Source organism: Vibrio sp. Hep-1b-8 (genome assembly GCF_006124995.1).
Taxonomy (GTDB): Bacteria; Pseudomonadota; Gammaproteobacteria; order Enterobacterales; family Vibrionaceae; genus Vibrio.
This window is the reverse complement of sequence record NZ_QEWN01000110.1, coordinates 1-17,457: the sequence shown is the minus strand read 5'-3', so window position 1 is coordinate 17,457 and position 17,457 is coordinate 1. Positions and strand designations below refer to the sequence as shown.

18 protein-coding genes and 2 pseudogenes are annotated in these 17,457 nt (G+C 42.7%); 13 read left to right on the top strand and 7 right to left on the bottom strand.

Going from position 1 to position 17,457, the window contains the following annotated elements; translation table 11 throughout:
- Positions 1–14 precede the first annotated feature (14 nt).
- On the top strand, positions 15–794 hold the full coding sequence (locus DA100_RS12825) for a TSUP family transporter (RefSeq protein WP_138972503.1): 780 nt from the start codon (positions 15–17) through the stop codon (positions 792–794).
- Here the strand turns inward: DA100_RS12825 and DA100_RS12820 are convergent.
- On the bottom strand, positions 730–1,590 hold the full coding sequence (locus tag DA100_RS12820) for a LysR family transcriptional regulator (RefSeq protein WP_138972502.1): 861 nt from the start codon (positions 1,588–1,590) through the stop codon (positions 730–732). The genes DA100_RS12825 and DA100_RS12820 overlap by 65 nt on opposite strands.
- 116 nt (positions 1,591–1,706) lie before the next feature.
- The gene (grcA, locus tag DA100_RS12815; RefSeq protein ID WP_138972501.1) at positions 1,707–2,084 is read right to left on the bottom strand and encodes an autonomous glycyl radical cofactor GrcA; all 378 of its coding nucleotides are present in this window, start codon (positions 2,082–2,084) and stop codon (positions 1,707–1,709) included.
- 322 nt (positions 2,085–2,406) lie between these two features.
- On the opposite strand from grcA, the gene nfo reads away from it, so the two are divergent.
- The 3 genes from nfo (at position 2,407) to DA100_RS12800 (ending at position 4,874) form a co-directional block, all read left to right on the top strand.
- Positions 2,407–3,297 (top strand): deoxyribonuclease IV, encoded by an 891-nt coding sequence (nfo, locus tag DA100_RS12810; protein ID WP_138972500.1) that lies wholly within the window; start codon positions 2,407–2,409, stop codon positions 3,295–3,297.
- A 237-nt stretch (positions 3,298–3,534) separates the two neighbouring features.
- Positions 3,535–4,218, top strand: a complete 684-nt coding sequence (ung, locus tag DA100_RS12805) for a uracil-DNA glycosylase (RefSeq protein WP_138972499.1) — start codon at positions 3,535–3,537, stop codon at positions 4,216–4,218.
- Between the two features lie 104 nt (positions 4,219–4,322).
- Complete coding sequence (locus DA100_RS12800; protein ID WP_138972498.1) at positions 4,323–4,874, top strand: hemerythrin domain-containing protein; 552 nt, start codon at positions 4,323–4,325, stop codon at positions 4,872–4,874.
- A gap of 38 nt (positions 4,875–4,912) precedes the next feature.
- On the opposite strand, the gene DA100_RS12795 is transcribed toward DA100_RS12800, so the two are convergent.
- A complete protein-coding gene (locus DA100_RS12795) occupies positions 4,913–5,095 on the bottom strand; it encodes a DUF3545 family protein (protein WP_138972497.1) in 183 nt (60 codons plus the stop codon).
- Between the two features lie 697 nt (positions 5,096–5,792).
- Between DA100_RS12795 and DA100_RS12790 the strand changes: the two genes are divergently transcribed.
- Entirely contained in the window at positions 5,793–7,223 is a 1,431-nt protein-coding gene (locus DA100_RS12790) for a sodium:alanine symporter family protein (RefSeq protein WP_138972496.1), read from the top strand.
- Between the two features lie 58 nt (positions 7,224–7,281).
- On the opposite strand, the pseudogene DA100_RS12785 reads toward DA100_RS12790, so the two are convergent.
- Both DA100_RS12785 and DA100_RS12780 read right to left on the bottom strand, forming a co-directional pair.
- Positions 7,282–7,673, bottom strand: a pseudogene (locus DA100_RS12785) (peptidase C39 family protein); the annotation flags it as partial.
- A complete protein-coding gene (locus DA100_RS12780) occupies positions 7,651–7,830 on the bottom strand; it encodes a hypothetical protein (RefSeq protein ID WP_138972495.1) in 180 nt (59 codons plus the stop codon). The pseudogene DA100_RS12785 and the gene DA100_RS12780, both read right to left, overlap by 23 nt.
- 60 nt (positions 7,831–7,890) lie before the next feature.
- Here DA100_RS12780 and DA100_RS12775 point away from each other — a divergent pair.
- Positions 7,891–8,499: pseudogene (locus DA100_RS12775) on the top strand (RimK family alpha-L-glutamate ligase); the annotation flags it as partial.
- Positions 8,500–8,822: 323 nt separating this feature from the next.
- On the opposite strand, the gene DA100_RS12770 reads toward DA100_RS12775, so the two are convergent.
- On the bottom strand, positions 8,823–9,896 hold the full coding sequence (locus DA100_RS12770) for a hypothetical protein (RefSeq protein ID WP_138972493.1): 1,074 nt from the start codon (positions 9,894–9,896) through the stop codon (positions 8,823–8,825).
- A gap of 166 nt (positions 9,897–10,062) precedes the next feature.
- Between DA100_RS12770 and DA100_RS12765 the strand changes: the two genes are divergently transcribed.
- The 7 genes from DA100_RS12765 to DA100_RS20995 all read left to right on the top strand — a co-directional run bounded on the left by DA100_RS12765 (position 10,063) and on the right by DA100_RS20995 (position 17,246).
- The gene (locus DA100_RS12765; RefSeq protein ID WP_102258145.1) at positions 10,063–10,887 is read left to right on the top strand and encodes a DUF2971 domain-containing protein; all 825 of its coding nucleotides are present in this window, start codon (positions 10,063–10,065) and stop codon (positions 10,885–10,887) included.
- Between the two features lie 343 nt (positions 10,888–11,230).
- Positions 11,231–12,073 carry a DUF4123 domain-containing protein gene (locus DA100_RS12760; RefSeq protein ID WP_138972492.1) on the top strand — a complete coding sequence of 281 codons (843 nt, stop codon included), beginning with the start codon at positions 11,231–11,233 and terminating at the stop codon, positions 12,071–12,073.
- 2 nt (positions 12,074–12,075) lie between these two features.
- A complete protein-coding gene (locus tag DA100_RS12755) occupies positions 12,076–15,330 on the top strand; it encodes a T6SS effector BTH_I2691 family protein (RefSeq protein WP_138972491.1) in 3,255 nt (1,084 codons plus the stop codon).
- Complete coding sequence (locus DA100_RS12750; protein ID WP_138972490.1) at positions 15,327–16,067, top strand: hypothetical protein; 741 nt, start codon at positions 15,327–15,329, stop codon at positions 16,065–16,067. The genes DA100_RS12755 and DA100_RS12750 overlap by 4 nt, the downstream gene beginning before the upstream one ends.
- A 30-nt stretch (positions 16,068–16,097) precedes the next feature.
- Positions 16,098–16,277, top strand: coding sequence for a hypothetical protein (locus tag DA100_RS12745; protein ID WP_138972489.1), 180 nt, complete (start codon positions 16,098–16,100; stop codon positions 16,275–16,277).
- Positions 16,274–16,990: a hypothetical protein gene (locus DA100_RS12740; RefSeq protein ID WP_138972488.1), complete on the top strand. Its 717-nt coding sequence runs from the start codon at positions 16,274–16,276 to the stop codon at positions 16,988–16,990. Before DA100_RS12745 ends, DA100_RS12740 begins: the two co-directional genes overlap by 4 nt.
- A gap of 118 nt (positions 16,991–17,108) precedes the next feature.
- Positions 17,109–17,246 (top strand): hypothetical protein, encoded by a 138-nt coding sequence (locus DA100_RS20995; RefSeq protein WP_171052181.1) that lies wholly within the window; start codon positions 17,109–17,111, stop codon positions 17,244–17,246.
- Positions 17,247–17,297: 51 nt separating this feature from the next.
- Here DA100_RS20995 and DA100_RS12735 read toward each other — a convergent pair.
- On the bottom strand, positions 17,298–17,457 hold a 160-nt coding region (locus tag DA100_RS12735; protein WP_138972487.1), incomplete at its 5' end, for an integrase core domain-containing protein.

Genomic DNA, 17,457 nt, shown 5'->3' with positions numbered 1-17,457 from the left:
CCAATTGATTGAGAATGGAACTAACACTCGAAATTCTGACGATTCTTTTCATCGCAGCGACCACTGCTGGCTTTATTGACGCAATGGCTGGAGGCGGTGGTTTAATTACGCTGCCTGCACTTCTTGCTGCTGGTGTTCCGCCTACGCAAGCGCTGGCAACCAACAAACTACAAAGTTCGTTTGGCAGCTTTTCCGCAAGCTGGTATTTCGTGCGTAATGGCTTAGTGAGCATTAAAGAAATGCGTTTGGCGATAGCATGTACGTTTATCGGTTCAGCCGTTGGTGCTGAGGCGGTGCAATATATCGACGCAGGCGTCTTAACAAGCCTAATACCGATTTTGCTGGTTGCTATCTCACTCTACTTTCTTCTTACCCCAAAAACCAAGCAGTATTCAGGGCAGGCAAAGATCTCTGAAGCCATGTTCGCCTTTTCCGTTGGCGGAGGCGTGGGATTCTATGATGGATTTTTTGGTCCGGGAACTGGTTCTATCTTTACCGTTTGTTTTGTGGCTTTAGGTCACTTTTCGCTGGTGGATGCGACCGCTCGAACCAAGGTACTTAACTTCACATCTAATATCGCCGCATTACTATTTTTTGTTCTCGCTGGCTTGCCTGTTTGGGAGATCGGTTTAGTCATGGCAGTAGGAGGATTTATCGGAGCACAACTAGGCGCAAAGGTCGTGGTGACTAAAGGGCAAAAGTGGATCCGCCCTCTGGTGATTACCATGTCTATGCTAATGGCACTGAAGCTGCTTTGGGAACAGCATCAGCAATGGTTGTTATCAATGTTCTGATCCTGGGGTTTTGATAAGAAGACGTTCGACAACAAATATGAATCGGGCGGTATAGAGAGCTCAATTGTTCGAAATGAGAACAGTATTTGGGCTCAATTTTCATCGCCTTGATCACCGAGATTGGTACTAAAGCTGGCGCTATTCCTTGCATTGCTAGTTGAGCTGCGGCTGAATAGGAGTCCATCTGCATGATCGGCTTGATATTAAGACGGGTTAAAATATCGAGTTGGTAACTGTTCGCTGGATTATTCAGATCATTGGTAATGATCGTATTGGGTAGGGCGGCAAGCTTTTGATCCGATACGATATAGAAGGCTTCATCAATCAAGTGAAACTGCATAAGATTGTTCTGCTTGGAAAGATGACCGGCACATACTCCAATGTGTGCTTTACCGGATTGAACGTGTTCAACGATTCTTGGTGTGTGATTAGTGGTTAGAGTCAGATAGGGATCAATTTGAAAGTAGTCCGCGATAACCGTCGATAAATAGCCTGCAACCAAGGTTTCCGAGCAATCGAGTTTTAAAATGCTTTGATCCGCCATGACCTGTTGATCATTGATCAGTCCCTGTAGCTCGTTAAAAGCGGGCCCAATACTATTGATGAGATTGAGGGCATCCTGAGTGAGTTGAACATTTCGTCCATCTGGCACGATCAGCTTTTTACCGAGCTTGCTTTCTAAATTGGCAATACGTTTACTGACGGCCGATTGGCTAATGTAGAGCAGACTGCCAGTGCGGCTCATGGTTTTCGCTTTGCTTAAAACGAGTAAGGTTTCGATACCTTCTAATAGCATCTTGTCAATTCTGTCGCGGAAGAATAGGGTTAATGTATCTTACACTCGTGTGGCTAAGATAGAGCAAACATAAAAAAGGCGCTCAATGAGCGCCTTTTCGAGTTCATAAACTGAGATTATAGAGACTCAGTGAAAGTACGTGCGATTACGTCACGTTGCTGTTCAACTGTTAGTGAGTTAAAACGAACTGCGTAGCCAGAAACGCGGATAGTCAATTGTGGGTACTTTTCTGGGTGAGCAACAGCATCTTCAAGAGTTTCACGCTTAAGAACGTTAACGTTTAGGTGTTGACCACCTTCGATGCGTGGTGCTGTTTCGATAGCAACTTCGCGGCTTTCGTACTCGCCAAGTTCGTTGATCGCAACAACTTGATCTGCTTCAAAGCCTGCGTTTGCTGCAACACAGCGTGCTTCGTTTTTCTCGCTGTCTAGTAGCCAGATTGAGTTAAGTAGATCGTCGTTTGCTGCTTTAGTGATTTGAATACCTTGGATCATTACTATCTCCTAGTCCACTTAGTGGTTAATTGGTGTTAACTTTCGAATTTTGTTGAGCTACGTATTATATATTCAATATCCACTATGATAGTATTGATTTATGTCAAATAACAACTAAAAACATTAAATAAATGAAGGTTATTTTATTGTTCTAAATCAATAAAATCTTTAAAAACAATGTGTTCACAATAAATTTGAATGTATAAAAAATATTTAAGTGACCATTTTGTTGTAAATTTACTACAAAATTAGCTAAGGAATTGAACCTAGTGCACTAAATACCTGTTAATTGGTAGCCATTCTGAAAGTGTAAAGTGATTAAATGACAATGATAAAAAATAGCGACGGAAAGAAATTTATTGGTGCCCATGTCTCTGCGGCGGGTGGTGTTGATCAAGCTCCACTCAGAGCTCGTGAAATCGGGGCCAATGCCTTTGCTCTGTTTACGAAAAATCAGAGGCAGTGGGTGGCCAAGCCATTGGATCAGAAAACCATCTCGGCCTTTAAAGCAAACTGCAAAATGTTGGGTTTTTCTGCGCAGCAGATATTGCCACATGATTCATACCTGATTAATTTGGGCGCGCCTGAAGAGGACAAACTCGCTAAGTCTCGGGCTGCGTTTATTGATGAAATGGAGCGCTGTCATCAGCTTGGTCTAACACTGCTCAACTTCCACCCAGGGAGTCACTTAAAGAAAATTTCAGAAGAAGAGTGTTTATCTCGTATTGCCGAGTCTATTAATCTTGCTCACCAAGCGGTTCCAGACGTCGTTGCCGTTATCGAAAATACAGCGGGTCAAGGAACCAACTTGGGATGGCGATTTGAACATCTCGCAGAGATTATTGAGCAGGTGGAGGATAAATCACGTGTGGGGGTCTGTATTGATACCTGTCATACATTTGCGGCTGGTTACGATTTGAGCAGTTTTGCTGCTTGTGACGCAACGTTTGCTGAGTTCGATTCTATCGTTGGTATGCGCTATTTAAAGGCAATGCACATTAATGACTCAAAAATAGCGTTAGGCGGCAAAGTAGACCGCCATCACTCTTTAGGAGTTGGGGAGATAGGCTGGCACTGTTTTGAATATATTGCCAAAGATGCAAGATTTGATGGCATACCTCTGATTCTAGAGACCATTGACCCCGATATTTGGTCGCAAGAAATCGCCAAATTAAGAGAGTTTCATCATCAGGCATTAAGTGAAACTGAATAAAAGAAAATGTTGGCATTAATTTTTCATGGCTTGTTCTGTGTTCAATGCAATGGAGAGGTCATTATGCCTTATTCTTCTTTTTATACTGCTGCGCGTCCTGTTCGTTACCCTATGCCAAATCGTCACATTACGGGACAAGGTCACTACCGTACACCACAGAAGCAGTAATCTTATCTTTGTTCCTTCTACTTATTTTGCGACAATTGAAGCGCAAGTTTTAGGTAGAAGGAATAGAGGATGAAGTCTCAACTCACATGGCACGATGTTATCGGAGCTGAAAAACAGCAAGATTACTTTAAACAGACTTTAGCGTTTGTAGAAAGTGAAAGGGCATTGGGCAAAGTGGTTTATCCTCCAGCAAAAGATGTGTTCAACGCGTTTAAATCGACTGAATTTGGCGATGTGAAAGTGGTGATTTTGGGTCAAGATCCTTACCATGGCCCCAATCAAGCTCACGGATTATGTTTTTCTGTTCTTCCTGGTGTAAAAACACCGCCTTCACTTGTCAATATGTATAAAGAACTCGCACAAGATATCGAAGGGTTTGAAGTGCCAGCCCATGGCTATTTGCAAAGCTGGGCTGAGCAAGGTGTCTTATTATTGAATACTGTATTAACGGTAGAGCAAGGAAAGGCACACTCTCACGCTAAGTCAGGATGGGAAACGTTCACAGACAGAGTGATAGAAGCCGTTAATCAACATCAGAGTGGTGTTGTATTCCTTCTCTGGGGAGCGCATGCGCAGAAAAAAGGTCGATTTATTGATCGCAATAAGCATTTTGTCTTGGCAGGTCCGCATCCCTCTCCGCTTTCTGCTCATCGAGGCTTTTTTGGCTGTCGCCATTTTTCACAAGCAAACCAGATATTGATTCAGCAAGGATTGACGCCGATTGAATGGCGCTTGCCGTTACAAGTGGACTGAACGTCTCCTATTGTTCGATGTTTGTCTAAATTTTGGTCATGATCAAAGCGGGAAGAGCGGTCCTCTTATACACTTATTAAATATAGGTGTTAAGGAGAGTCGCTATGATGATTGAAAGGATACGTCGAGAGCATGGCTATATGGTTCGTTTACTTGCTCTGCTACGTCATAAGTTAACGCAGTTGAAAAGTGAGCGCCCGGTGAATTATCGTGTATTAAGAGAGTTAGTTGATTACCTCGCTAACCATTCAGAAAAAGTTCACCACCCTAAAGAAGACATTCTGTATCACTACTACACAGAGCATTATGGTCATCACCACCAAATTGATAATTTGGAGTTAGAGCACGAGACCTTGTCCAAGAAGACCCATGATTTTCTTGGTGTTGTCGATATGGTGTTGCAGGACGCCGTGATTCCACAAGATATGTTTATCGAGCAACTCGAGGGTTTTCTTGATTCACAGAAAGCGCATCTAGAAATAGAAGAGAAGTCGATATTCCCTTATCTGATCGATAAGTTTACGGTACAGGATTGGCAGGCTGTAGAACAGCAATGGAGTGTGTGTGAAGATGATCCTGTCTTTGGCACTACGATTGCTGAGCAGTACAAAGAGTTGGCCGAACGTGTTCATCAAACCGAACACGAATGCATTTAATATAAAAAGGTAAAAAAGAGGCGAAATCGCCTCTTTTTTTACAATTCAACTTTCTCTAAATCATCAAAGCCGATATCCATATCCATCAACTCTTTTTGTAATCGCTGGCGATCTTTGATCGCTTCGATTTCTCGCCATTTACGTTTTACCGGTTTCGAGCGGCCTGCTCGTCCTTTTGGAAAATCCTGTTCAAAAATTTCTTCAAAGTTTAAGCCTTCCATAAGCTACCTCGTTATGATTTTTGTCCCTCTAAATGGGGTCATTTTTTAATACCATATCTAAATCAACCGTAACCTTGATTCGTTTCTCATTTGTTACGTTTCAATGAAGTTTTTGCTGATATTGTGCTAGCGAGTCACAAATTGACAGGGTGTGATTGGTTGTTTTTTGTTCGGTTGGGTGGCAAATTGGCGCTAATTTGCCATCGCTAGGTTGTTAACTCGCTGTACAACGCTTCATCTTGGTGAGAGTCAATTGGCTATGTGTCTATGAGCAGAAGAGGTCTTGGTGATTTATACCTTATTACATTAACTCAATGCCTTGCGTGGCAAGGAATCTTAATGATGACATGCTCATCAAAATAATATGTTTCGGAATATGCTGGTTGTTGTAATTTTTTGGAGTAATTGTTTTGCTTTTGTGGGGTAATTGCATTGTTATGCGTTAATTGTTGGTAACTATATGGTGAAAAATAACAAATAAATGCACTTGTTTGTATATTGATTTTTGTTCTTCTTCGCTGCATTATCCGCCCGTCAAAAAATACGCTGATACGTAAAATGGAAGCATGAAGCGAGTTTTACAGGTCTAAACTGCATAGAACAACTATATCAACGCTAAGCAATATTGACACTTAGTGGGGCAGTTAGATGGATGGCTGGGAAGCGGAGATCAGCGAAATCTCAATATGAGGATGTTATGACAGACTTAATTAATTTAATGAATGACCTGCTTTGGGGTTCAATTCTTGTTTATCTTCTGGTCGGTGTGGGAATTTATTTTACAGTCCGCTTGGGCTTCATCCAGTTTCGCCACTTCGGTCACATGTTCTCGGTACTGAAAAACAGCCGTAAAGCTGATAAAGCAGGTATCTCATCTTTCCAGGCACTTTGTACGAGTTTAGCGGCGCGTGTTGGCACGGGTAACATGGCGGGGGTTGCCGTTGCTCTAACCGCTGGTGGCCCTGGCGCTATCTTCTGGATGTGGCTAATCGCAATGCTGGGTATGGCAACTTCGTTTGCAGAAAGTACCCTAGCTCAGCTATACAAAACCAAAGATGATGACGGTAACTACCGCGGTGGCCCAGCATACTACATGGAAAAAGGCCTAGGTATGCGCTGGATGGGGGTTCTCTTCTCGGTATTCTTGATCATTGCATTTGGTTTGGTTTTCAACGCGGTACAAGCCAACTCTATTGCCAATGCAATGCATAATGCATTCGGTTGGGATGATACTTACGTTGGTATTGTGGTTGTCCTGCTATCTTCGATTGTTATTTTTGGTGGTATCAAGCGTATCGCTCGTGTCGCAGAACTGATTGTTCCAGTTATGGCGTTGGCTTACCTACTTCTTGCTATGTTTGTCATGGTGATTAACATCGAAAAGCTTCCAGCTGTTCTGACGTTGATCTTTAAGAGCGCGTTTGGCTTACAGGAAGCGGCTGCAGGTGGTTTAGGCTATGCTATTGCTCAGGCGATGATTAACGGTGTTAAACGCGGTCTATTTTCAAATGAAGCTGGTATGGGTTCAGCACCTAACGCTGCAGCATCCGCGACACCATATCCGCCACACCCAGCCTCTCAAGGTTATGTACAGATGTTGGGCGTATTTATGGACACGATCGTTATCTGTTCAGCTACGGTTGCCATTATCCTGATGTCTGGTGAGTATGTTCCTCACGGTGAAATTACCGGTATCGAGCTAACTCAAACGGCGTTGAGTTCTCAGGTCGGTGACTGGGGTAGTATCTTTGTTGCGGTAGCGATTTTCTTCTTCGCCTTTACCTCTATTATTGCTAACTACTCTTACGCTGAAACTAACTTGATTTTCTTAGAGCACAACCATAAAGCAGGTCTTGGCATTTTCCGTATTATCGTGCTTGGCATGGTGATGTTTGGTGCAGTCGCCTCTCTACCTGTTGTGTGGTCGCTTGCTGATGTTTCAATGGGCTTGATGGCGATAGTCAACTTGATTGCTATTCTTCTGTTGTCTGGCATCGTGATCAAACTTGCTAAAGATTACAATCGTCAACTTGGTGAAGGCAAAGTTCCTACGTTTGATTCAAACGACTTCCCTGAGCTAAAGTCTCAACTTAAAGATGGTATCTGGGATCAGAGCAACAAAGACTAATTGTAAGCGTTCACCAAGGTAGCTTGACTTGTCATGATTAAAGGGAGCGAGACTTCGTTTAGACTTCTTTGGGGAATATAACTACACAAGCCGTATGTTTTTGTTTTCCAAAGCCTACAATTTGGTCTAAAGCACTTTTACCTATTGGAATATAGGCAGCTGATACCGCATCTTGCGTTTCTTCAATCAAAGGGTCGTGAAAGTAAAAAAACTGTTCACTCATCCCGCTGAGTACAATCCAATGAGGTTCTTTGCAACCATTAAATCGGTAGGTGCTAATGAGCAATAACACAGCGGCACCCTGTTGAATCCAGTTTTCTATTTGCGGAATGTGTGTGGGGGGGCTTGTTCAACTTTAATATCGGTCTGTTCGATTTGATCCATAAAGTCGCCATGGACCAGTTCGATCACGGATTTTTTCAGTGGGTCACGAACAGAGTGCATATCCAGCGAGTTGTTCGTTTTCTTTGGCGATAAATAACAGACAGTGATGAGATTGAATAAACCGCTTCATTTGTCTACGGTTTATATTGTCACTGGTGAATACCTGATTTTCCAAGGAAAGAAGAGAATCTAAATCATCGAGTTGAGCGTTACTGTATTCCATTTCAGCCTCGTTATTTGCTTTGATGATCTCACCCAACAATTCATGCTAAACCTCAAGCAAACGGAATTACTGACCTTAAATAAAGTACCGCTACCAAACAGTATGGTTTTGCGTGTTGGTGCCAGTGAGCAGTTGGAAGAAGCGGTGAATAAAATCGGTTTCCCGATGGTGTTAAAAGTGCCGGATGGCGCCTTCTCCATCGACGTAGTGAAAGTGAAAAATGTAGAAGAACTAACGAAGCAGTGTGATAAGGTTTTTGAGAAAAGTGCGTTGATTTTGGCGCAAGAATATCTACCAACGGATTTCGATTGGCGAATCGGTATCATGAATCGCCAACCCATTTATGCGTGCAAGTATTTAATGAGCCGTGGCCATTGGCAGATTTATCAACATCATGATTCAGGTCGGGTTACCTCTGGTGGATTTGAAACACTCGATATTAAACATGTCCCTAAGCATGTAATTGATGCTGGTACTAAAGCTGCCAACTTAATTGGCTGTGGAATCTATGGGGTGGACGTAAAAGAGATCGGTGACAAGGCATATGTCATTGAAGTCAATGATAACCCAAGTATTGATCATCATGTTGAAGATGCCTTTTTGGGGGATTTACTTTACGACAGAATTGTCACCGAATTTTTACGACGAATTCAAATGCGTGGTCTCTGATGCTGAAGAAATGTCCAAGCGAATGAAATATGCCACTTTGTTACAAATGGTCGATGTCTTAGTAAGAGTTAGATAGACCGTCCGAAATCGAGCTTGCAAAAGAGGTAAGCTCGGCTAGGAACTTTATTTGGAGTTATCCGTTATCAACTAAATTAGTAAAGTACTAAATTGGAAGTGTCCATCTTCGTTTCAGCCAGTGCTGGTTGAAACAGTTTTGCCCCAAAATGAGCTTCAGTACGAATTGTTGTTCCAGAAAGTTCACTAGCTTGGATATGTAAAAAGTAATGTATGGTAACAATCAAGACCTGCCCCCATACATGCTGCTAATCTATCTCATGTATAGAAAAATGATTAGACAGGTAATCACGATGCCCATTTATGATTTCAAGATGGTCTAATGATAGTCCTTGAGACACGACTAATTGATTGAACAAATGACTTATGTGCTGTAAATATTTCTTAACATCCGATTGGTTGTTAGGGTCGCCTACGTAGCATTTCCCAGCATTGAAAAATTGATAGTAGCTACATTTATCAGTCAGTTCATTTAAAGTGCAGTTTTTAACGTCAATAGACTTTATGACTTGGTTTGTCTTATAAAGGACTGTTAGTACATCCAAAGGACCAGTATTTAGATGGATATAGCTCGGCTTTTCATCTGAGTAGCAGTAGTCAAACAAAGCGTCAATGAACCCCTTTTCGCTGAAGAAAGTTGTTCGATTTTGAATTGGAACCTTTTCCAACTTGCAATACTCATGTAATCGAGACGAGACACGACCGATTAAGAACAAAGAGGATACTGGTTGCAGTATGTTGAGAGTTACGGGTTTGAAACTAGGGTCGGTAGTGTTTGATATATCTCCTACCCCATACAGCCTAAAGCATGTAACGTGCAGTGATTTGAAAGCGGAACTAATACCATAATCAATGTTTAAAATATCAGGGCTTACTTCAGAGTGCTCAATAATTGTTTTTTGATAGTCATGTATATGGTGCTCAACTTCGAATAATGGGAACCCAGTTTGTAGGTTATGCGGCTCAATAGTGGGCTTAAATTCTTTTGAAATACAGTCTGTAAATAGCGACTTATGTAGCTTTCTTTTGAACTGAAAAGTAATCTCAAAATTTTCAGCTTCTACTATCTCCTGAAGATGCTTATCAAAATTATCAAAGTGACTATTTTCTGCTTGAGTTAGCCATTGCTGACGCTCAAAGTCAAAACGCTCAAGATTGTGATTCATTTGTTGCATATGCTGCGTCGCTAAGAAGACTAATGTTCCAACAGTGCCAGCAGCTGCAACCCATGTTGCTAAGTCTCCGTAATTTGTAACCGCAGCTAATGACGAGCCAAAGATAACAGCAACGATTAGAGTAATTAGCCACACAACATTCTTCATTTGTATTGTATCCGTCTAAGCAGAGAAGTAGCGTATTATACCGCATTATCAATTACTTATTGGATTGTTAATTGAACTGGTATAAAAATGATTGCATCATAGAGGGAAGAAAACAGCTGTGAGTCGGCTAATAAGCGTTAACTGTATTGAAGTTCAGAGGTAGTAAATGATCTTATACAAATATGTAGGCTTTCAGGCTGCAATCTCCATGATTGAGTCGTCAACCTTAGGTTTCAGCCGTGTTTTAGACCTAAATGATCCCTTTGAGGGTACATCAATTTGCGCATTGGATAATCATGGTATGACAGACAATTTGGTTGTGAATGCAATTAAAGAACGTTTGTCAGCTAAATTTGGTGTCTTGTCGTTAACAAGACAGCCGTTAAACTCTTTAATGTGGGCGCATTATGGTCAATCGCATACGGGAGTTGTGATTGGTATTGACTGTGAAAAAGCGGGTTTAACCGATCCTGATACATCCTCAATTCCAGTGAGTTTTGGGGATGTAATATACTCAGCAACAAAGCCGTTCCATCCTGTGAATATGGACATTTTGGCTGAAAATTTAGCTTTATCCCATTTTGAGCCTCATTCGTATAATTTGTTGTCTCGTGCGTTTTTGCATAAATCCTTAGAATGGGGTTACGAAGAGGAGGTTAGGGTTGTAAAAGACATCACTGACTCAAACGGAAATTTTGTAAGTAAGCGAAGACCCGCTGAGTTTTCAAACCATTCAGGAAATTGGAATCAAATTTTAATCGAGGGTGAAGGGCGTACAATTCCTTGTTTAAGTGTTCCGCAAGAATCGTTCGTTAAAGTTTATATTGGTCGCCACGCTTATAAACAAGTTTCGCACTTTAAAAACTTCTCACATGAAGAGTTCCAAGCCACGTTGCAAGGTTGGGCTAACCTAGGCATTGAGGTAAACGGCTGTCGTACAGATGTTAGGTCTTGGAAACTTGAGGCTCAGCGTTTGGAACAGTACAGTTAGCGAGCTTGTAAGGTTTCAAGATACTTTTTCTTATCTATTCGGATAACTTTAGTGCTATTGCACTAACTAATTTGTGTCCAAATACGATTCATTGCCAATTAAGAAAAGCAATTTCTCGACCTCCTGAAAAAGTGGCATTGGAAATGGTTCAAGAACGGCTCAAATCTTCTCTCGCTCGCATAGATAGAGAAAAAGTGATCTTACTTCGACATTTTTTGCCTAGTTTTTCTTTTTAAGTCAGAAAATGAGTAATTTTTCATTGTGCCATTGCTTGCTTATTGAGCGGTCGTTATTCTCGGTTTAATACAGAAGATATTATCTACGTCAGCCAGAGTAATACGCAATGAATCCATCATTTGAATTGTCAAAATCAGAGCAACTATTTCTTTTGGTGGAAGGTGCTTGCATTCCTGACCTAGAAAGGCAGCTTTATCAGCTACCTGGGGTAATGGAACAAGAACCGATTTTTTTGTATCCCCCTTATAATCAGCTATTGAGTGTTTCTCCGAGGCTAGTGAAAGCGACCCCAGAGGTTCAACACTGGTTTTTTGACCTCAACCAGTTTCAATGGGGATACTTTTTCTCTTCAGATTTATCATTAAGTGATGCAGCGAAAGCTTTACGGCGACTAATTATGGTTGAAATGCCAAGTGGTAATCCCGGATTTTTTCGTTTTGCTGACAGCCATGCAGCCTATGTTTTATTGGATACTCAATGTGCCATGTTATGGCAACCGATGAACAAAGCTTGGATTCACCAAGCAGGGCAGTGGCAAAGGCTGGAAAATCCTTTTGTTATCCCCCCTGAAATACATCATCAACCTCTAAAAATTACTGACGAGCAGTGGCGAAGACTCTCGCTCATCCCATGGCAAAATTCACTGCCCAATACATTGATTGCTCACATGCAGCGTTGGTTTCCTGAGCGTTGTCAGCAGATTCACGACTTAAGAAACTGGGTTTGTAGCCAAATGGATACCGCTTACGCCAAAGGTTTTGAGACAGAGCAAGACTTACTCTATTACTTCAATATTCTCGGTTATGTAGGCGAACAGGCGTTGCTAAAGAATACCTACCCAAATCTCACTCAACTTATTGAACAACCGTCATCACACACCTCATCACAACGTATTGTACAAGCGGCGAGTTTAGCTGAGCAAATTGCCAACCAATCAAGGGAGAACTAACCATGAGCACCCCCAATAAAGCCGCTAAATGCGCGTCCACCCGCAATGCAAAAAGTGGGGTTGGCTTATGCCCTTTTCGGCGTAATGATGTAGGTATCATCCCTGTCCGTTACGCCTTGGATGATATGAATGAACAAGGCCAACCACTTCACCCACTGCCTACCACCGATACCCAGTGGCAAGGTCGATTTGCCCCAAAGCAGCGTCAATATACGTTGAGGCAATTACGTGATGGTTGGTTGTATGTCTATGACGAGACGGATAAGACTTTTGATGAGTATCAGGTGAAAGGGTATAAGTTTACCAAAATTGACTGGTCAAACGATGAAGCGGATAAACCTGCGAATGAGCGTGGCAGCAAAGGCGAAACGAAAAGCTGCTTGGTCTACCCGGCGAAAAATACACTCTATATGACATTTGCCCATCAACGCTGGACATGGCGACTGTGTGAGCATATGCGTTCTAACCTATCCCATCGTTCGACATGGATGCGTAAGGTAAATTTGCAACAGTTCCATTCAACACAGAGTCACCCCCATGCGGGCCTTTCGTCTCAGCTTGGCAAGTATGTGGCGGATGTTGGCACCGATGGAGCACCGACAGGTGTGTTTGATACGACCTGTACACCATTAACACCCATTGAAGGCGGAGTTGATGACTTCAAACATGTGGCAGACAAGGCTGGGTGTTGGGACTTAGATTATCGAGCTGACTTGCCCGCCCAAGATTGCGGGATGTTTATTGCCCTCGATGACCCTCTAGCGGATGTGAGCGACTTGTTCTTACCTCTTTCCAAACAGGTTGCGGCGCGCAGCACAGCCCACCAAGATGAAGACAATCTTCACAAGCTACAAATGGCCGAACTGACTCGAACACTGGGGCGGATAAGAGTAGAACATGATGAGTTACCGGTGCAGGTTAGAGATGACCCAATCAAGGTGATGGAGTTTGAACGTCAACTTACTGAATATGTCGCCACTCAATCTCTGGCAGATAAAGAGCGTACCGCCCTTGAAGCTAACCCGAATGTCGGCAACGCCCCGTTTACTCCACTTCAAGAACAAGCGATTGAGAAGCTTGCTGAGCTAAAACAGACGTATCGCTTCACTCCGACTGCCGCGCAACGAGAAAGTTGGCAGCGCAATACGGTGTTTAGTGACGAAGTCAACTGGAGTGAACTCGATGCTTTCCTTACTCAGTATTACACTCAGATTAAAGGTCTAGATGAGCGTATCGATGTGCTTTATCAAGATTTTATGACCGTATTTGAGCAATTGGGGACTGACCCACTGGTTTTTGGTCTCGATAATCAAGACGAGACTCACCTTACTTATCTCCTTAGCTTAACCAGCCAGTACTTAGCGGTGGTAAAACAAGCGGTAAATACCGAACAAGCGAATGAGCAGTTGAAACAGGCGCTTTCACTGGATTCGCCCAAAACGCTTTTCGCTCTAGCTTCTCTCGGTTTTAAGTTAGAAAACTGGCAAGCGCTGAACGCTTACGTTGATGAACTTAAGCCAGGCCTACTCTCCATCGAGAATGCTAGCGATATGGTTGCCTTTTCTAGTGCGATTGCTAACTGGGGCGCGTTCACTGGTGATGTGCGCATGCATGATAAAGCGTGGTTTAAGGCATTAGCAGAGCCAGTTCAGCTTAGTTTTATTGCACTTCAAAAAGCCGTCTCAGGGGTGGCCCAAGAGAGTTGGCGAGCCACTTCGAACTTGCTGTTCCCTAGCCAGATGAATACCACCGCAACACCGGAAGGTTTAGTCAGCAACTTGCGGCTAGTTATCTTAGAGGCCATCGTGAACCCAGAAGCTATCGTGGTTCATAATCCTGACTATCCAGCACAAATTGCGGCATGGCAACAAAAACTCCGTACAGAATCAGAAATTGTTCGTCGTGTTAGCCTGCTGGAATCGGGTGAGGTAACGCCAGCAAACAACCAGTTAAAGAACATGCAAAGCGCTCAGAAGAAAATGCAGAAGTTGTTGAGTAGTGAGTTGCCAATGATGGTGATGCTTAAGCATGAAGCGGTCAATAACACCGCCAAGCAAATGCTTAACGATGCAGTAGAACGCAGTTGGCAACAAGGTAAGCAGCTCACTCAAGCATCATGGGACAAATTGGGTAAAATGGGGGGCGTCGTCGCCATCCTAAACCTTTGGAACGTGTCGGTTGTTCTGCAAGACATCCGCCATAAAGCTGCGCAACACCCAAGTAGTAGCTTGTGGACTAACCCTGCAATTAGAGAAGCGACCTATGCGACAGGTTATGCGGTCTCTGCTGTTGCCGCTGTGTGGCGAGATGCGAAATGGGAAATTCTTGCTAAGGATTCTAAGCTACTTGGTGAAACCTTAAATGAAGCAATAAAAAATAGCAATGCTTCAAAATTGGCAATGCTCAAAACCTTTGCGAAAACGACGGCGGCGGTCTCTTTGTTTGGCTTGATTGCCACAGGGTTCGAAACATGGGAAAGTGGTGAAAAAGCTTGGGATTCTAGTAACTCTCCAATGGAACGGTTGGGCTATGGGTTAAAAGGGGTATCCACCTTTGCTCAATCTTTAGTCTTTCTACTCCAATTTAGAGCCAATATACTGAGTCGATTCGGCACTACCAGTATTGGAGCTATTATCGCCCCTTGGATGCTGATCACGTTGACGGTTGCTGGTATTGTTTATCTGATTGGTGTTGTCATCATTAATGTCTTTAAACGCTCTGAACTTGAGAAATGGCTGCTTCACTCCATATGGGGCAAACAAACGAAGCAATGGAAGCCTATCGAGGAGTTAACTCACTTAGAACACATTATTCATAAGCCTCAGGTTCAGCTTAACTCAGTCCCTAACCGAAAACCTTCCCAATGGATGGACACTGGCACCAACCAATGGCAATTGGAGTTGACCTTGCCTGCATTTACCATAGGCCAACGAATTGGCTTACAAATAACGCGTAAGCCCAAACAAGTTTATAGCTATGGCCCTACTGAGGCGAAGCCAGCTGTTATGCTTAATGAGCAGAACGGCACATGGAGCCAAAAAAAAGAAGAAGGTAGCCCCGTCACCTATCGATTAGATTTGGGTGGTAGTACGGATGATACCATCACGGTACTGGTTAGCATGCCGTTTAACTGGCAAGCCTCAAAACATCAACAACTGGGCTATATAGCGTCAGGTAAAAAACAAGGTGATTTAACCGTAGAGCCTGCGCCAAAAGAATTTGGCACTCGTCTTATTGAAGTGAGAATCGACAAATGAATAGTAAACAAGATATCGAGTCCCTTAAGGAACAACTTTACAACGCTGAGGTAGCGTATTCTTGGGAACACAAAGGGTCATCGATAATTGGCAAACACGGCCATTTAATAAATTGGGGAACGTCGATATTAACCTGTTATTCATTGTTCGGCTTTTTTTGGTTTGTTCTCGATGGGCTAACAGTGGACTCACTCGCTTTTTGGGGGCTTTTTGCCCTCACAACAATGATGATGCTGGCCTCAAGATATTTGTATTTACCCGATAAGCTCCGCTGTTATCACTTAACCTCACGGGGTATTCATTACACAGAGCAAGATATGATCCCAGAGGTGGCGTATAAAATCGTGCGCGGTTTTGCTTGGGTGGGGATTGCGGTGTGTGTTATTGCGGTTTTGTTACTTGGCCCGTTAGCCTTAGTGGGTGCGGGGGCCTTTGCACTGATGTCATTTGGGATGACCAATTTTAAACCAACCGTTGATAAGTCTTATGTGCTTATAGATGATCGCAGTGTCGTGTTTAATCTAACTCATGACTCAGTGGTGTCATTTGGAAGCCCTAATCGAGAAACATTAGACTATATAGGGACTGTTTTTATTTCGACGCTTGATCAAAAAACAGCGTTACTTTCTCATCTACAGTCGGCTTTCCCTGAAATTGAAATAGTCGAAATAAAAAAGCTGAATGATAAGTATAAGCACCCGATTTATCAGCAAGATGAAGAGAGTGCTACAGAGTAACTTTCTCGCTTTCTCACAGAGTGATTAAATTTGGGCGGCACCACGGATGATACCATCACGGTACTGGTTAGCATGCCGTTTAGCTGGCAAGCCTCAAAACGTCAACAACTGGGCTATGTAGCGTCAGGTAAAAAACAAGGTGATTTAACCGTAGAGCCTGCGCCAAAAGAATTTGGCACTCGTCTTATTGAAGTGAGAATCGACAAATGAATAGTAAACAAGATATCGAGTCCCTTAAAGAGCAACTTTATAACGCTGAGGTAACGTATTCTTGGGAGTGTAAAGGTGCTGGTTTAAAACACGAGAATCTAGTGAATTGGTTGATACCGATGTTTGTGGGTTGTTTATTATTTGGTTTTTTTTGGTTTGTTTTCGATAAGCTAACTATGGACTCAATTGCTTTTTGGGGACTTTTGGCATTTATGACTATGATGGTATTGGTCTCAAGATACCTTTTTTCCCCGGATAAGCACCGTTGTTATCACTTAACCTCACGGGGTATTCATTACACGGAGCAAGATATGATCCCAGAGGTGGCGTATAAAATCGTGCGCGGTTTTGCTTGGGTGGGAATTGTGGTGTGTGTTATTGCGGTTTTGCTACTTGGCCCGTTAGCCTTAGTGGGTGCAGGGGCATTTGCACTGATGTCATTTGGGATGACCAATTTTCAGCCAACGGTACTAAAACACGAAATCTTCTTCTCTGATAGTCCAATTCTATTTAACGTAGTGAAAGATACTATGTTTAGAATTGACAGTCATACCGCCACCGAGTATTGCTGCCGTAGAGATTTTTACTGTTCGTCTATAGAAGAAAAACAAAAAATCATCACCCTAATCCTAGAGAGTCAAAAAGATATCGAGTATGTGGAACTAGCAAAATTGAACGATATGTTTAAACACCCTATTTTTACTCAAGACTAGAAGAATGCAAGTTGAACTCTATTAACAGGTTTGTAGGTTAAATCAGTTTTACTTTTCTCATATCGATTGCCAGACTACCGGCGGCACCACGGATGATACCATCACAGTGTTAGTTAGCATGCCGTTTAACTGGCAAGCCTCAAAGCATCAACAACTGGGCTATATAGCGTCAGGTAAAAAACAAGGTGATTTAACCATAGAGCCTGCGCCAAAAGAATTTGGCACTCGTCTTATTGAAGTGAGAATCGACGAATGAATAGTAAACAAGACATCGAGTCCCTTAAGGAACAATGTAAACCTCCCCTAATTAGTTGCGCCCATAATTAGAGGTTTCGGTTTGTTCATTCTTCATTAAATATTCCCATGGTGTCATATCGTTGAGGGCATCATGGGGACGTTCTTCGTTGTATTCTCGTATCCAGTTTTCTGTTAGCTCACGCACTTCATTCAAGGTTCTGAACACATAC

What these genes read in the sequence shown, in the direction of transcription:
- DA100_RS12825 (WP_138972503.1), top strand. Translation starts at nt 15, where the DNA reads ATGGAACTAACACTCGAAATTCTGACGATTCTTTTCATCGCAGCGACC.
- DA100_RS12820 (WP_138972502.1), bottom strand. Translation starts at nt 1,590, where the DNA reads ATGCTATTAGAAGGTATCGAAACCTTACTCGTTTTAAGCAAAGCGAAA.
- grcA (WP_138972501.1), bottom strand. Translation starts at nt 2,084, where the DNA reads ATGATCCAAGGTATTCAAATCACTAAAGCAGCAAACGACGATCTACTT.
- nfo (WP_138972500.1), top strand. Translation starts at nt 2,407, where the DNA reads ATGACAATGATAAAAAATAGCGACGGAAAGAAATTTATTGGTGCCCAT.
- ung (WP_138972499.1), top strand. Translation starts at nt 3,535, where the DNA reads ATGAAGTCTCAACTCACATGGCACGATGTTATCGGAGCTGAAAAACAG.
- DA100_RS12800 (WP_138972498.1), top strand. Translation starts at nt 4,323, where the DNA reads ATGATGATTGAAAGGATACGTCGAGAGCATGGCTATATGGTTCGTTTA.
- DA100_RS12795 (WP_138972497.1), bottom strand. Translation starts at nt 5,095, where the DNA reads ATGGAAGGCTTAAACTTTGAAGAAATTTTTGAACAGGATTTTCCAAAA.
- DA100_RS12790 (WP_138972496.1), top strand. Translation starts at nt 5,793, where the DNA reads ATGACAGACTTAATTAATTTAATGAATGACCTGCTTTGGGGTTCAATT.
- DA100_RS12780 (WP_138972495.1), bottom strand. Translation starts at nt 7,830, where the DNA reads ATGGAATACAGTAACGCTCAACTCGATGATTTAGATTCTCTTCTTTCC.
- DA100_RS12770 (WP_138972493.1), bottom strand. Translation starts at nt 9,896, where the DNA reads ATGAAGAATGTTGTGTGGCTAATTACTCTAATCGTTGCTGTTATCTTT.
- DA100_RS12765 (WP_102258145.1), top strand. Translation starts at nt 10,063, where the DNA reads ATGATCTTATACAAATATGTAGGCTTTCAGGCTGCAATCTCCATGATT.
- DA100_RS12760 (WP_138972492.1), top strand. Translation starts at nt 11,231, where the DNA reads ATGAATCCATCATTTGAATTGTCAAAATCAGAGCAACTATTTCTTTTG.
- DA100_RS12755 (WP_138972491.1), top strand. Translation starts at nt 12,076, where the DNA reads ATGAGCACCCCCAATAAAGCCGCTAAATGCGCGTCCACCCGCAATGCA.
- DA100_RS12750 (WP_138972490.1), top strand. Translation starts at nt 15,327, where the DNA reads ATGAATAGTAAACAAGATATCGAGTCCCTTAAGGAACAACTTTACAAC.
- DA100_RS12740 (WP_138972488.1), top strand. Translation starts at nt 16,274, where the DNA reads ATGAATAGTAAACAAGATATCGAGTCCCTTAAAGAGCAACTTTATAAC.
- DA100_RS20995 (WP_171052181.1), top strand. Translation starts at nt 17,109, where the DNA reads ATGCCGTTTAACTGGCAAGCCTCAAAGCATCAACAACTGGGCTATATA.